This is a genomic window from Campylobacter concisus (assembly GCF_002912895.1).
GTDB classification, from domain to species: Bacteria; Campylobacterota; Campylobacteria; order Campylobacterales; family Campylobacteraceae; genus Campylobacter_A; species Campylobacter_A concisus_G.
This window is the reverse complement of sequence record NZ_POZX01000057.1, coordinates 23,675-36,913: the sequence shown is the minus strand read 5'-3', so window position 1 is coordinate 36,913 and position 13,239 is coordinate 23,675. Positions and strand designations below refer to the sequence as shown.

Sequence of the window (13,239 nt, the reverse complement as noted above, 5' to 3'; positions counted from 1 at the left end):
TGTAAAATTTGAAACGGTTGAGGTGTGTTGGAGCGTTAGCTAATTTTTAAGGTCGATTTCTCATCTATCGCACTTGAAGCTAGTGCCCAAAATAGTAGCATTAAAAGTGCATTTTCATGGTGAAATGTTGTATTTGCAAGTGAGATTATATTATTAGCCATAAGCATTAAAAGCGCAAGAAAAACTATGCTATTTTGTCTAAAATTTTTAATAAATTTTATAAAGAGTGATAGTTGAAATACCAAATATGCAAGCAAGGCAACGATGCCCTTTTCTGTTAAAAATGTTAAAAAGGTATTGTGTGCGTGACCAACATGAACTTCAACATTGCCTGGAAAATATTTTGTTATATCAATAATCCTAAATTCACCAGAACCTATCCCAAATAAAGGACATTCTAACCATGTATAAAACGCGCTAGCAAAGATCGGATATCTAGTTTCTGATCCAGTGACCCCCTTTGTTAGTTGACTATAAAATCTTTGATCTTGAGTAATATTCGTTGATATATATATATAAGAAATAGCTATTATGCTAAACAAAATTATCAAGCCTAATAAAAATTTTATTTTTATCTGTTTATTTAAAATTTCAAAAAGCAAGTAAGTAAAAATAATGATTGGTAAAAGATACATTGTAGCTCTAGAGCCAGCTATCATTATTCCAAGGACGCAAATTCCAGCAACACTTATGCCTATATACTTTTCAAAAATTTCTTTGCTATTTATCGAAACTAATGCTATACAAAAAACTAGCAGCATAAAAATGGCGCTATGATTTACGTGTCCTATTGATTTAAGCTCAAAAAGTGCTAAAGGATCATTTGAAGTGAATTTTTCTACACAAGCAGGGATAAATGCAGCAATCAAACCAGCAAATAAGGCAAAAAATAAAATTTTAAAATTTATTTTTTCTATGCCAACACTTCTGGCTACAAAGAAAAATAGCATACACCTTAGCGGATCAAGCGCTCTTGATGCAGAAACTCCATTTACCAAGCAGCTTATAAAAGTAGCCAAAACAAAGATAAATAGTGAGATATTTATGAGATCAAATTTAAATTGCTTTTTTTCTTTGACGCAAATATAAATTCCAGCCAAGACAAAAAGTGTAAGTGAAATTTGCTTTAAGCCCTCAGTTACTGGCAGTGTAAATAAGACAATAACTAAAAAGAGATTGTAGAGCTTAGACACAATATCGTTTTTCATGCAGATCCTTTAAATTTTAAATGGGCATTTTATCATTGCTGAACTAAAAATAATATACAATTAAACAAAAATTAAAAGGAAGTATCGTGCCTGATGTGAAAATAAGCTTTGTAGTGCCTGTTTTTAACAAAAAAGAGCACATTAGGGATTGTTTAAATTCGCTTATATCTCAAGACATGGATGATATTGAGATTATAGTTATTAATGATGGAAGTACTGATAATACGCTAGAAATATTAGAAGAATATGAAGATAAAATAATATTAAAAACAAAGAGTAATGCTGGTGTTAGTGCTGCTAGAAATGACGGTATATTATTAGCTAGTGGTAAATATACTATCTGCGTAGATGCTGATGACTATGTAGAAAAGGATTATGCTTCATGTGTTTATGATATCGCAGAAAAATTTGATGCCGACATAGTGATAACAGATATGTGTAAGGTCTATGGTCATAAAAAGCTCCTTTTTAAGGATTTTGAGACAAAAGAGGATGGCGCAATCGATAAAAATGAGTATCTAAAAAGGCTTTTAGCCTCAAGGCACAACAAAGTCTTGCATAATGCGGCAAACAAGGCGATTAGGACTAAAATTTTAAAAGAAAATTTATTTCCAGTTGGGATCACGCAAGCTGAAGATTTTCACACTGTAGTAAGGAATGTTATCGCTTCAAAAACTCTTGTAAAGCTAAACAAGGCATTTTATTACTATAAGATAGGAGACAACAACACTGCTGGCTTTGAAAAATTAAAAGCTGTGATGGATCATAAATTTGTTTATGACGACATAATCTCAATTTTAAAAAACAAAAATTTAGCTCTTGAAATGGTGTCAGATCTAGAGCTTAGAAAGATAAAAAGCGTCTATATGCCAGCTATTTCGGCAAGACCAAATCTTAAAAATAGTAGCTATGTAAAGGCACTTGATCTTTTTTATGAAGATATTGATAGCATCATAAACTCATCTGGTTTTTCAAAGCTTAGACTAAAGCAGAGAATTTTGCTTAAAGTGCTAAAAAATGTAAAATCGTACGAAAATGTATCAAAAATTTTAAAAATCTTTAATACAATAAATGGCTTTTTGTCAAATAAAAAAATGAAAGAATTTAAAGAGTAGAAGATGATAAATATACTTGAGCTTGAAAGCTCTCTTGGATTTGGCGGACAGGAACACCGCACTCAGCGTGTAATAAATGGACTAGATAAGAGCAAATTTAAGGTTTTTTATGGGCTAAATCCTGGCTCAAAAAGCTTTGAGAAGCAAATAGAGTGTGAATTTGTTGAGTTTAATCTCAAAAAGTCTTTTAATATCTTTGAAATTTTAAAAATTTGCAAATTTGTAAAGCAAAATAATATAAAAATCATCTCGACTCACTCAGGCAAAGACGGCACAATAGGCGCTATAGTGGGTAAAATTTGTGGCGTTAGTGTGGTTCGTACTAGGCATTTGCAGCTACCTATAACATCGCCTTTGCCTTATAATCTAAGTACAAAAGTAGTCGGTGTGTGTGACTCGGTATGTGCAGATCTTATAAAAAGAGGCGTCAAAAAAGAGAAGGTGCTAAAAATTTACACTGGCATTGATACGCAAAAATACACACCAGAATTTAAGATAAACATGAAAAAAGAATTTGGCCTAAGTGACGATGTAGTGGGTGTTTGTATCGTTGCAGTGCTAAGGGCTGCTAAAAACCACAAGCTCTTAATCGATGCATTTAGTGAACTAAATTTAGAAAATTCAGCTCTTTTTATCGTAGGTGACGGTCCTCAAAATGAGAACCTAAAAGAGTATATAAAAGATAAAAAAAATATCTTTATGCTCGGCAATAGAACCGATGTGAGCGATTTTTTGGGCTCACTTGATATTTGTGTGTTACCTTCAGATATGGAGGCCATCGGTGGAGCGCTACTTGAGGCATCTTCGTGTAAGCTGGCTACCATCGGAAGCGACGTGGGAGGTCTTGGCGAGGCAGTAAGCGACGGAAAGAGTGGATTTTTATTTCAAAATGGCGATAAAGAGGGGCTTAAAAAGGTGCTTGAAAGGCTTATTTTGGATGAAAATTTAAGAAAACAGATGGGTGAGTTTGGCAGAGAGTATGTAAAAGAGGTTTTTAGTATCGAAAAAATGATAGAGAACACTCAAAATTTATATATGGAACTTGCAAAATGAGCGTAACAGTTTTAATGTATCATCATGTGCTTAAAAAAAGTGGGTTTATTGCAAGTAGTGTAGATGAGTTTAGAGATCAGATGAAATTTTTGGCTCAAAATGGCTACAAGTCGCTAAGTTCGGCCGAGTTTGTGGCATATAAAAAAGGTGAGCTTAGCGTGCCTAAAAAGAGTGTCTTTATCACATTTGATGATGGCTGGAAGGATAATTTTGTTTACGCATATCCTATTATCAAGGAATTTAATCTTAAAGCGACTATTTTTTTAGTTGCTGGCTGGATAGAGCAGGCGAGTAGAAAAAGTGGCGAGTTTATAGAGCTAGATCATAACGAATACAAAAATGCTGCACCAACTAGACCTGAAGATGTATTTTTAAACTACGAGGAAATAGCAAAGATGAAAGAGTGCTTTGACTTTCACTCGCATACTTATACGCATTTTGATGATTATTTTGGTATTTGTGAAATGAAAGAAAATTTTACAAAGTGCAAAGAATTTATGTATAAAAATTTTGGCTTTGATGACAAGCTACTTTGCTGGCCAAGAGGTAAATTTAATGATGAGCTAAAAAATGTGGCAAAAAGCGTTGGCTATGAGGTTTTTTTTACAACAAAGCGTGGGATAAATAAATCTGATGGTGTGCTTGATGATATAAGGCGAATAGCGGTAAAAAAAGATGCAAACTGGCTAAAAAAGACACTATTTATCTATCAAAATGACCTTTTGGGCTCACTATATTCAACACTAAAATCTTAAGAGAAATTTTACTTTGTAAAAATTCTCTCATTTTTAGCTATATGTTTTTCATAAAATCTTGAAATTTTGTATGAGAAATTTTTATTAGATTTTTTAAAAAGATAATTTATCTTCTCTTTTTGCTTTCTTTGGATTTCTAGGCTAGAGCTATTTAGCTCCTCTGGATGAGAAAAGATGTTGCTAAAGTACATTTTTAGATCAGTGTTTTTTAGGATCGCTTCCCATTTATCGGCTCCGTAAAGGCCATCTTTGTAAAAATCAAGCAGAGCTTTTGCACTCTTTCTTGTTAGAATGTAAGCAGCCGTTCTATATATACTAGCGTATGAGTATGGTGAGATAAGATATAAATTTTCTTTTATTTTTTTACCAAAAGCACGAAATCTACTATTTAATCCATCTTGCACACCGCATATCAAAATGCTATCACTACTTATATCTTTGCATAGCAAAAAGGCTTCATTTATTAGTTCGTCATTTCCAATAACATCATCCTCTAATATTAAAGTAAATTCCGCATCGCCTTGTAAAAAATCCTCATAAGCTTTTATGTGTGACATTGTACATGCTAGCTCACCTGGTGTCGCAATTAATGGCGGTATCTTAAATTTATAATCTTCATCACAAGATTTTAACAAGCAATCTATCATGGCGCTGTAATACTCATTGACGCTAAAATTTTTAGCATCAACTGCATCTATTATTTTAAATTCATCATATCTTTTAAATTGTCTTTGTAAATTTTGCCTTCGCTCTTCATCTCTTTTTAATGATATTACATAGATGGGATTATTCATTTTTTGCTCCAACTTTTAAGTCAAATTCTAACTTGACTTTATATGTAAGGCCTGCTAGATCAAGCTCTTTTTTATTTATATGTTTTTGTGTGTTGATTAAATCGTCACTAGAATTTCTTTTATAAATTCCAGCGATTCGAGCTTCTTCATCAGCGTTTAAAATACAAAGTATATCGCATTTGCTTATGCGTAAAAGTGGATTTGCGCTTACGTATATTACGACTTTTACAAATGGCATGATAAATTTAAAAAATGGTTTTAACTCATCTTGATGATCGCTTTTGATTTTTATCTTTGGACGAGCTATAAATAAATTTAGGCTCATTACATCATCATCGATTACAGCGATTTGATAAGGTTTAAAGTTTTTAAATCCATTTTTTCTAATTTGTTTTGCAAGTGTGCTTTTGCCACTACCGTGAAGCCCAGTAAGAGCGATTAAGGCTCGTTTTTTATCTTTTAAAATTTCTTTACAAGTCTCATTTAATGCTTCAAGCATTATTTATAGCCTCTATTTCTAAAATTTGAATATAAATTTCCTAGCACCGGTGTAGAATAGATAAAAAGCTTCTTTTTAACTCTAAAAATGTAATCACTCTCGCTCTTTGCATTGTTTGATATATCGATACGTCTTATCTTAAATTTATCATCTCCTGCGCAAAATCCGCCATCTATGACACTAAAAGCAAAGTCATAATACTCTCTCACAACTTTTAGTGAAAGCTCGTTAAAGTGTCCTTTTGGAAAGCAAAAGCCAAATTCTTGTTTTTCGGGAAATAGCTCTTTTATCTTGGCTAGCGAGCTAGAAAATTCCTCTCTTAATTTTTCTTCATCGTTACTTTTGCAAGAAAAGTGGCTCGCTGTATGGCTATCAAACTCAAAAAGGCCACTCTCTTGCATCTGCCTGATCTCGTCTAAATTTAAAAAATACTCCGCATCTTTTTCGTAGTCTATTTCTTTATGTTTTTTAAATGCAAAGTCGTAATCTTGTCTTTTAAAATTTTTGATCTTATCTGTTATCAAAAAGCACACAGCTGGAATTTTTAGCTCTTTTAGGATAGGAAATGCAAATTTATAGTTATCAAAATATCCATCATCAAAAGTTAGTAAAATGCTCTTTCTTGAGGCTTTTGCTCGGCCACTAGCTATATCTTTAAACTGGCTGTAGTTTATAAATTTATAGCCCTCATCTAACGCCATAAGAAGTGCTTTTTTAAATAGCTCTGGTTTAATGGCAAAGTCGTTTTCATTGTTATTACAGTGGTGCATCGTTAGCACGCAAACTGGGTAGTTCATTTTTGCTCCAGTAAATTTTTAATAGCTTCTTTTAGCGCCTTGTGGCTAAAGTTTTCATCCACAAATTTAAAGGCGTTTTGTGAGTAAATTTTGGCTTTTTTAGGCTCATTTATCAGCTCCAAAATGCACTCTTTTAGCGAAATTGCATCTAAATTTTTAGCACAAAGTCCACGCTCTTTGTCTTTAACTAGCACGTTCATCGGGGCGTTATCATAGACTACGATAGGCACTTTTGAGCTCATTGCTTCAAGCAATACAGTACCAAGCCCCTCAGAGTGCGAAGCAAATACGTAGATGTCAAAGCTTTTTATAACATTTGCCACGTCATTTCTAAATCCAGTAAATATGATCTTATCTTTTTCATCAAACATAGAGGCGATCTGCTCTTTTGTGCCGTCGCTAATGTTGCCAGAAAATACAATAGTCGCATCCTTTGACTTTAAAATTTCTTTTGCGGCACTTGCAAAGTCAAAGACTCCTTTTTTGCGGTAAAGTGAGGTAAAAGTGCCGATGACTAGCTCATCTTGAGATATATTAAACTCATCTCTAAACGTACTTTTTGTAGCATCTATCGCCTCCACATCGACTGTGCTTGGCATAAAAACTAGTTTATCTTCGCTAACGCCTATGCTCAGAAGATACTCTTTGACGCTATCTGAGATGTATAAAATTTTATCAAAAAGTTTTTTGTGCATGAGTTTTGAAAGAAAGCCTTTTATAGGAAAAAGATTATGCCTTTCCTTGTAAAATTTAACACCCTTACTTCGGTAAAATAGTCCAGTAACGGCTCCAACCCAGCTATCAGTCGAGCCATGCGTGATTACGATATCTATCTTGTTTGAGCTTATCGCTTCGCAAAGTGCTGGTACGCTTTTATGAAAATTTTTCTTATTCATCTCTTGTGCTATAACACTAAAGCCTTCTTTTTTTGCAATACTTTCTATATGAGAGTTTGGGTTACAAAAAAGTATGACATTGTGACCCATCTCGCGCATAAAACGTATCTCATTTAGCGTCTTATTTTGCTCGCCACCCCAGTTAAAAAGTGTCTGCGTGTGAAGAATATTCATCTACCTATCCTAAAATTTCTTTTATTTTGGCTTTTATTTTTGGCATTTCGTCGCTAAAATCCATCAATGTCTTTTCTATGCCATGCTTTGCTATGCCCTCTTTATCGCAAGGCACAAAGTCCCAGTCTTTTTGATAGACGATGTGTTTGCCCATGCTTTGTATGCCATTTTGCGCTGTGTAGCCATTTTCCATAAGTGAGTTATCCCAAGGCCCCCACTCAAAAGCATTGCTTGGACCAAAAAAGGCTATGACTGGCACGTCATTTGCCGCAGCGATGTGCATTATAGCAGTATCAACACCGATAAAAAGGCTTGAGTGCTTTGATAGGGCGATCGTTTGTTTCAAATTTAGCTTGCCACCTAAATTTATAGGCTCGCTCTCACAAATTTTTAGTACGCTTGCTAGCTTTTCTAGCTCATTTTCTTTATTGTCGCTTGTTAGTACGACCTTTACACCAAGCTCATTTTCGCAGTAGTCGATGAGCTCTGCCATACTCTCATCATTTGCGCATTTAAACATCCAGCGGCTTGTAAGATGCATATGTACAAAGCGTTTTGGTAAATTTAGATGCTCCACACTCTCGTCCGAAAATACACTCACCTTTTTGCTAACCGGTTCAAATCCCAAAGCCCTTAAAGCGTTTAGATTATGATCGATCGTATGTGAAAAATTTTCATAGTATTTTGCTTTGATGTTTAGAAGTTTATTTATTGATTGATTTTTGCCAAGAAAGCCTACTATTTTTTTGGTCTTTGCATATTTTGAGATGATGATGCCGCGGTCTCCCGTGGTTGTTTGCACGGCCATATCGTATTTTTCTTTTTTGATGGCTTTTATAAATTTTATTTCAGTAATTAGCTTTTTAAAAAAGCCAGAATTTGCACTTTGTCTATCGTAAATGTGAATTTTATTTATGTGAGGATTTCCCTCGATCATCGCTTCTGTACCTTTGTTTAGAGCAAAGTCGATGGTTGCATCTGGGTAGTAGTGGTGCAAATTTTCAATGAGCGGCGTAGTCAAAAGCACATCGCCGATATTTCTAAATTTAATTACTAATATTTTCATTTTATATATTTCCAAAATGTGTACTGAGCGTAAAGTCTGGCTATAACGTAGCCAGTAAAGCCCTCTTTAAAGCCACCCTTTAGCACGTAAAGCTTAAAGAATGTCCACACTGGGCTTGTTAGAGCTTTAAATAAATTCTTTTTTGCTCCCATGCTTGAGTAGCGATTTTGTTTAGCTATAAACTGCTCGATGCTCTCATATGCGTAGTGCAAGAAGTGATTTTTAAGTACTCCAAGCCTTTGTGAGCCGTCATTTAAAATGACCTTTTCATGCACGGCTCTACCATCAAATTTTGCAAAATTTTTGTTAAAAAGTCTTATTGTGTAGTCTGGATAGAGTCCCATATTTTTGATCGCTTTGCCAAAGAAGAAATTTAGCCTAGCTACGTTGTAAGCCATAAATTTTGGCTCTTTTAGCGTACTGATGATCTCATCTTGAAGCTCATTTGTGATCACCTCGTCGCTATCAAGCACAAAGACCCACTCATTTTTAGCTAGATCCACGCCCTTTTGCTTTTGCGTGCCAAATCCCAGCCAAGTTTGCTCGTGAAATTTCACGTTGCTAAAGCCATCACAAATTTGCCTTGTGCTGTCTCGTGAGCCGCTATCAACCACGATGACCTCATCAGCAAAATTTGTACTTTCTAGCACTTCTTGTAGATATTTTTGGCTGTTGAAAGTTAAGATGACGACACTTAGCATTTATACTCATTTTCGTAAAATCTCTTAAACCTTTGGTGAAACCAAAAGTACTCCTCAGGCATTGCTCTAACCATCTCTTCGCACGTGCTACACTGCATTTGCGTTACTTTTTGAACCGCCTCTTCTTTGTCAAATTTATTTATATCAATGGCTGGTGAAAAGCAAATTTCACTTATATTTTCATATTTTTGATAGATAAATGCATTAATTATTAGTGCGTTTGTTTTTTGAGCTAGCACGCTCGCAGCTGGCGTGTGAAGCACATCTTTACCAAAAAATTTCACCTTTATGCCATCTTTTGGAGCGGTATTTTGATCGACTAAAATTCCCACTATTCGCCTAGCTTTTAGAGCTTTTAAGATATCTTTTGCGCCGCCATCTTTGTCAATGAGCTCCACGTCAAACTGCGTTCTGTTGGCTCTTAAAATTTTATCCATGACGCTACTATCAAGCTTTCTGCCAAGCACTGAGACTGCACCAAAACGAGCAGCCATCGCTAAGCTAAAAAGCTCCCATTGTCCAAAATGCGCGGTCGTCACGATAATCGGACGATCAAGCTTAAGTGCTTCAAGCAGATTATGCTCATTTTTAAAGCTAACTTTTTCAAGCACTTTTTGCTTTGTCGTGTTTTGATTGAGGATGAAATTTATACCAAGGTATTTTGCGAAGTTGTAGTAGCATTTTTTAGCGATCTTAAGCTTCTCTTCCTTGGTTTTTGACTCGCCAAATGCAAGAGTTAAATTTGTCATAACGACGTGAAGTCGCTTTTTATTAAGCTTCATATACGAAAAAGCTAAAAATTTAGCGAGCAAATCTCTAAGTGAGCTAGGCAGTAAAAATATAAAAAATTTTAAAGTATAAAAGCCAGCCAGATAGAGCCTATCCATTTAGTAGCCTTTTTGCAAAATTTGCAACCGTTTCTGGAAAAATCTCTCTTATGCAAAAGTCGTTTTTATCGATACTTCTGGCGTCTATTTGCTTGCCCATATCTATAACTAAATTTTTATCCGTGATGTAAGCATTTCTGTGGCTTGGACGATTACCAAAAAGTGTGATAGAAGGCCTATTCATCGCCCAAGCAAGGTGTGTTAGGCCACTATCATTGCCAATTACTAAATCACAGCTTGTAATGAAGCTTATCATCTCTTTTATGCTAAGTTTTTCAAGTAGCTTTGCTGAGGTGCCTGAGATGATCGCCTCAGCTCTTACTTTCTCGCTCTCACTTCCGTAGCAAAGGCAAATTTCACATCCATCAAGTAGCCTAATCACGTCTTTAAATTTGTTATAAATTTTGCTCTCTTCGCTTGCAAAGGCAGCAATTAAAACACGTTTTTTGCCACTTTCGTTTTTATAAATTTCACTTACTTCAAAGCAAGGTGCTTTTTCTAAAATTTCACTTACTTCAAAGCTAAAATTTAGAGCGAAAGCCACAAGTGCCAAATTTCTAATGATTATATTTTCATTGTAATCAATTTTAAATTTATGCCTATAAAGCCTAGCTGCGATCTTTTCTTTGACACTTTCTCTACTAAATCCATAAGTTTGCTTGCCTATTATTTTTGCGACGACGGCTGATTTAAAAAGCCCTTGCAGATCGATCACTTTGTCAAATTTACCAAGCGTTTTTAGTATCTTGTAGCTTTGTTTAAAGCTTTGTTTAAGCGGTAAAACGACTAGCTCGTCGATAAGCGGATGATCTTTTAAAAGGCTTGCAAAACGAGCATCAACTAGCCACGTGATATGGGCATTTGGGTAGTGCTTTTTGATAAACTGAAGCACAATAGCTGCGTGCACGATATCCCCAAGAGCGGAGAGTTTGACGATGGCTATTTTTAGTTGATTTTTGTTTTGCATTGATCACTTTAGATATAAATTTTTGGTATGATTTTAAAAAAAAATGCTTAAAAAAGGGCTAAAATGGCGAAAAGTTACATCTGTGTCTTTGACTGCGAAACGATACCTGATGCAAATTTGATAAGAAAAATTTATGGCATTGATGGGAGCGATGAAGATGTGAGCGTGCAAGCGATGGCGCTGCAAAAAGAGGCCAGTGGGAGTGAGTTTTTGCCTGTGATGTTTCATAGAGTCGTGGCTATCTCTGCTGTTATGGCTGATGAGTATGGCAAATTTTTAAAAGTTAGCACGATGGAGGGCAAAGACGAGTGTGAGATCATCGCTAAATTTTTAAAATTTATAAATGACTACAATCCTAGGCTTGTTAGCTTTAATGGTCGTGGCTTTGACCTACCGATGCTAATGGTGCGTGCGATGCGCTACAACCTAAACGCGGCGGCGTATTACGAGAGCGAAAACAAAGAGCTAAATAAAAATAAATGGGAAAACTATAGAGCCAGATATTCGCCTAAATTTCATCTTGATTTGCTTGATTTTATAAGCGATTTTGGAAGTGTAAGAGGGCTAAAACTAGATACTCTTTGTACTAGCCTAAATTTACCTGGCAAGTACGATGTGCACGGTGATCAAGTGCTTGAACTATACTATGCAGGCGAGCTTGATAAGATCAACGAATACTGCGAAAGTGACGTGCTTAATACCTACTGGCTCTTTTTAAAATTTGAACTTTTACAGGCAAATATCTTGCAAGATGACTATATAAATCACCTAAACGTGATGAGTGAATTTTTAGCCAAAAACTGCGCTCATAGAGGATACACTGAGGTCTTTTGCACTGCGATAAGCGACGAGCTAGCTAGACTTAATGGCAAGCTTGATTACGAGATCAAGGTTCAAAAAGAAGACGATGAAGAATTTGATGATTTTAGCGATCTTGACGGCACAAAAGATACGCCAGAGCAGCTAAATGAGCGTTTGGCAAGACAAGGGCTTGATGGGCTTTTAAAAAAAGCGAGTGAGGTTGTGTCAGCTACAAAAAAAGATAAGAGTTTTGCCGAAGAGAAACTACCTGAAATAAATTTGGACGAGGAGTAGAAATTCTACGCTTTTAAGCCGCAAAATATCTTTTTCTACTCTATGGAATTAATATCCTGATCCGCGGAATATCACGGGTACTCAAATCCAAATTCATACTCTTTTAAAACTCCATTAGAAAAGATGAATTTCTCGTAGTAGAGTGGCATATCAAATTCTTGCAAGAGTTTGCTTTCATTTTGCTCAGTGATGTAGGTGACAATAGAAATGGCATTTTCTTCTTGCAGATCGTTTGGCTTACCTAGCTTCTTTAAAATTTGCTCTTGTTTGTCACCAAGTTTGATACCAGAATTTGTAGTGAAATCTTTTATTTTGCTGGAATTTATATAATCTTTAGTCAAATTTTTATCAAAAAATTTAACATTTATCATTTGGACCTCACCGCTACCACCGCAACAAAAATCGAGCGTCATTATCTGTGTTCTTGATAAATTTATGAAGCTTGCCTTTTCGCCGTCTAAGAAATATTTGATTTTTTTAGATGTTAAATTACTTGAAGGTAAAATTTTACCTACTTTGATTTTGTCTATGCTTGTTGTATGCGGCAAATTTTCACTGGCTGTTAAATTTAGAAAACCTAAAATTAGAGATAGTATTAAAAAATGTCGTATCATATTATTCCTTTACTGTAATTTTTTTTGGAGGCTTAGAGTTATTTGGATTATTTTTTATGTTAATAGTAGCATGAATGCTCTTTTCGTGTTTTAATAAATTTTTCATAATTTCTTCAAACTCCAAAAGCTCTTTTTGGGTGTCAGTAACTCCAATACAACCAAGTGTTCCTTTGCTGTTGCCATCGGGATGAATTCTTAGAAGCGATCTTTCAGTTTTAAATTGTGGATTTAGGTTAAAACTAAAACCTACTCCATGAATATTCATACCAGGATTATAATCTTTGTCTTTTCTTCTGTCTCTATATGTATCAACTGTATATTCTCCATTTTGTGGAGCACCGCTTCCAAATCCACCAGCTACCATTGTAATGGACAGTATAATGTCATCATTTTCTTTTAAATATAAAAGTCCATTTCCCATTTTACTATTTTCCATTATTCCTTCGATTAATATGTCGTATATCTTATTATTGACATCAACCCCAACCCCCTCATCCCCATCTTCCCACATGCCACTATCTACTCTAGTTAAACTCTTTGATTCATTAAAAGAGTTAATAAATTTATCCATATTCTCTTTATTTAATAAATTTATACCAAGCTTATCATCTTTATCTG

At 34.9% G+C, this 13,239-nt stretch carries 15 protein-coding genes; 4 read left to right on the top strand and 11 right to left on the bottom strand.

The window, feature by feature from the left end; all coding sequences use genetic code 11:
• Positions 1-35 precede the first annotated feature (35 nt).
• Entirely contained in the window at positions 36-1,208 is a 1,173-nt protein-coding gene (locus tag CYP51_RS06450) for an O-antigen ligase family protein (protein WP_103624826.1), read from the bottom strand.
• An 86-nt stretch (positions 1,209-1,294) separates the two neighbouring features.
• Here CYP51_RS06450 and CYP51_RS06445 point away from each other — a divergent pair, with 86 nt between their 5' ends.
• The 3 genes from CYP51_RS06445 to CYP51_RS06435 are packed head-to-tail and all read left to right on the top strand — an operon-like array spanning position 1,295 to position 4,131.
• A complete protein-coding gene (locus tag CYP51_RS06445) occupies positions 1,295-2,323 on the top strand; it encodes a glycosyltransferase family 2 protein (protein WP_180997743.1) in 1,029 nt (342 codons plus the stop codon).
• Positions 2,324-2,326: 3 nt separating this feature from the next.
• Positions 2,327-3,376: a glycosyltransferase family 4 protein gene (locus CYP51_RS06440; protein WP_103624824.1), complete on the top strand. Its 1,050-nt coding sequence runs from the start codon at positions 2,327-2,329 to the stop codon at positions 3,374-3,376.
• A complete protein-coding gene (locus tag CYP51_RS06435; protein ID WP_103624823.1) occupies positions 3,373-4,131 on the top strand; it encodes a polysaccharide deacetylase family protein in 759 nt (252 codons plus the stop codon). Before CYP51_RS06440 ends, CYP51_RS06435 begins: the two co-directional genes overlap by 4 nt.
• A gap of 8 nt (positions 4,132-4,139) precedes the next feature.
• Here CYP51_RS06435 and CYP51_RS06430 read toward each other — a convergent pair whose 3' ends face one another.
• From CYP51_RS06430 to waaC, 8 genes are read right to left on the bottom strand one after another with little or no spacing between them, the layout of a single operon-like run.
• On the bottom strand, positions 4,140-4,925 hold the full coding sequence (locus tag CYP51_RS06430) for a glycosyltransferase family 25 protein (protein WP_103624822.1): 786 nt from the start codon (positions 4,923-4,925) through the stop codon (positions 4,140-4,142).
• Positions 4,918-5,424: a hypothetical protein gene (locus CYP51_RS06425; protein WP_103624821.1), complete on the bottom strand. Its 507-nt coding sequence runs from the start codon at positions 5,422-5,424 to the stop codon at positions 4,918-4,920. Before CYP51_RS06425 ends, CYP51_RS06430 begins: the two co-directional genes overlap by 8 nt.
• On the bottom strand, positions 5,424-6,221 hold the full coding sequence (locus CYP51_RS06420) for a polysaccharide deacetylase family protein (protein WP_103624820.1): 798 nt from the start codon (positions 6,219-6,221) through the stop codon (positions 5,424-5,426). Before CYP51_RS06420 ends, CYP51_RS06425 begins: the two co-directional genes overlap by 1 nt.
• Positions 6,218-7,291 carry a glycosyltransferase family 4 protein gene (locus CYP51_RS06415; protein WP_103624819.1) on the bottom strand — a complete coding sequence of 358 codons (1,074 nt, stop codon included), beginning with the start codon at positions 7,289-7,291 and terminating at the stop codon, positions 6,218-6,220. The genes CYP51_RS06420 and CYP51_RS06415 overlap by 4 nt, the downstream gene beginning before the upstream one ends.
• A gap of 4 nt (positions 7,292-7,295) precedes the next feature.
• Positions 7,296-8,357, bottom strand: a complete 1,062-nt coding sequence (gene rfaQ, locus CYP51_RS06410) for a putative lipopolysaccharide heptosyltransferase III (protein ID WP_103624818.1) — start codon at positions 8,355-8,357, stop codon at positions 7,296-7,298.
• Complete coding sequence (locus tag CYP51_RS06405) at positions 8,354-9,058, bottom strand: glycosyltransferase family 2 protein (RefSeq protein WP_103624817.1); 705 nt, start codon at positions 9,056-9,058, stop codon at positions 8,354-8,356. The genes rfaQ and CYP51_RS06405 overlap by 4 nt, the downstream gene beginning before the upstream one ends.
• Positions 9,052-9,945 (bottom strand): lipid A biosynthesis lauroyl acyltransferase, encoded by an 894-nt coding sequence (locus CYP51_RS06400; RefSeq protein ID WP_103624816.1) that lies wholly within the window; start codon positions 9,943-9,945, stop codon positions 9,052-9,054. Before CYP51_RS06400 ends, CYP51_RS06405 begins: the two co-directional genes overlap by 7 nt.
• On the bottom strand, positions 9,938-10,912 hold the full coding sequence (waaC, locus tag CYP51_RS06395; RefSeq protein WP_103624815.1) for a lipopolysaccharide heptosyltransferase I: 975 nt from the start codon (positions 10,910-10,912) through the stop codon (positions 9,938-9,940). The genes CYP51_RS06400 and waaC overlap by 8 nt, the downstream gene beginning before the upstream one ends.
• 63 nt (positions 10,913-10,975) lie before the next feature.
• Between waaC and CYP51_RS06390 the strand changes: the two genes are divergently transcribed.
• The gene (locus CYP51_RS06390) at positions 10,976-12,007 is read left to right on the top strand and encodes a 3'-5' exonuclease (RefSeq protein ID WP_103624814.1); all 1,032 of its coding nucleotides are present in this window, start codon (positions 10,976-10,978) and stop codon (positions 12,005-12,007) included.
• A gap of 71 nt (positions 12,008-12,078) precedes the next feature.
• On the opposite strand, the gene CYP51_RS09915 is transcribed toward CYP51_RS06390, so the two are convergent.
• Together CYP51_RS09915 and CYP51_RS06380 are read right to left on the bottom strand one after the other, a co-directional pair.
• Positions 12,079-12,621: a hypothetical protein gene (locus tag CYP51_RS09915; RefSeq protein WP_219809037.1), complete on the bottom strand. Its 543-nt coding sequence runs from the start codon at positions 12,619-12,621 to the stop codon at positions 12,079-12,081.
• 1 nt (position 12,622) lies between these two features.
• The gene (locus tag CYP51_RS06380) at positions 12,623-13,192 is read right to left on the bottom strand and encodes a hypothetical protein (protein WP_103624813.1); all 570 of its coding nucleotides are present in this window, start codon (positions 13,190-13,192) and stop codon (positions 12,623-12,625) included.
• Between the last annotated feature and the right edge of the window lie 47 nt (positions 13,193-13,239).

Excerpts from the sequence above, each read along its gene's own strand:
- waaC (WP_103624815.1), bottom strand. The coding sequence starts at position 10,912 with ATGCAAAACAAAAATCAACTAAAAATAGCCATCGTCAAACTCTCCGCT.
- rfaQ (WP_103624818.1), bottom strand. The coding sequence starts at position 8,357 with ATGAAAATATTAGTAATTAAATTTAGAAATATCGGCGATGTGCTTTTG.
- CYP51_RS06400 (WP_103624816.1), bottom strand. The coding sequence starts at position 9,945 with ATGGATAGGCTCTATCTGGCTGGCTTTTATACTTTAAAATTTTTTATA.
- CYP51_RS09915 (WP_219809037.1), bottom strand. The coding sequence starts at position 12,621 with ATGATACGACATTTTTTAATACTATCTCTAATTTTAGGTTTTCTAAAT.
- CYP51_RS06435 (WP_103624823.1), top strand. The coding sequence starts at position 3,373 with ATGAGCGTAACAGTTTTAATGTATCATCATGTGCTTAAAAAAAGTGGG.
- CYP51_RS06380 (WP_103624813.1), bottom strand. The coding sequence starts at position 13,192 with ATGGATAAATTTATTAACTCTTTTAATGAATCAAAGAGTTTAACTAGA.
- CYP51_RS06450 (WP_103624826.1), bottom strand. The coding sequence starts at position 1,208 with ATGAAAAACGATATTGTGTCTAAGCTCTACAATCTCTTTTTAGTTATT.
- CYP51_RS06415 (WP_103624819.1), bottom strand. The coding sequence starts at position 7,291 with ATGAATATTCTTCACACGCAGACACTTTTTAACTGGGGTGGCGAGCAA.
- CYP51_RS06425 (WP_103624821.1), bottom strand. The coding sequence starts at position 5,424 with ATGCTTGAAGCATTAAATGAGACTTGTAAAGAAATTTTAAAAGATAAA.
- CYP51_RS06390 (WP_103624814.1), top strand. The coding sequence starts at position 10,976 with ATGGCGAAAAGTTACATCTGTGTCTTTGACTGCGAAACGATACCTGAT.
- CYP51_RS06420 (WP_103624820.1), bottom strand. The coding sequence starts at position 6,221 with ATGAACTACCCAGTTTGCGTGCTAACGATGCACCACTGTAATAACAAT.
- CYP51_RS06405 (WP_103624817.1), bottom strand. The coding sequence starts at position 9,058 with ATGCTAAGTGTCGTCATCTTAACTTTCAACAGCCAAAAATATCTACAA.
- CYP51_RS06440 (WP_103624824.1), top strand. The coding sequence starts at position 2,327 with ATGATAAATATACTTGAGCTTGAAAGCTCTCTTGGATTTGGCGGACAG.
- CYP51_RS06430 (WP_103624822.1), bottom strand. The coding sequence starts at position 4,925 with ATGAATAATCCCATCTATGTAATATCATTAAAAAGAGATGAAGAGCGA.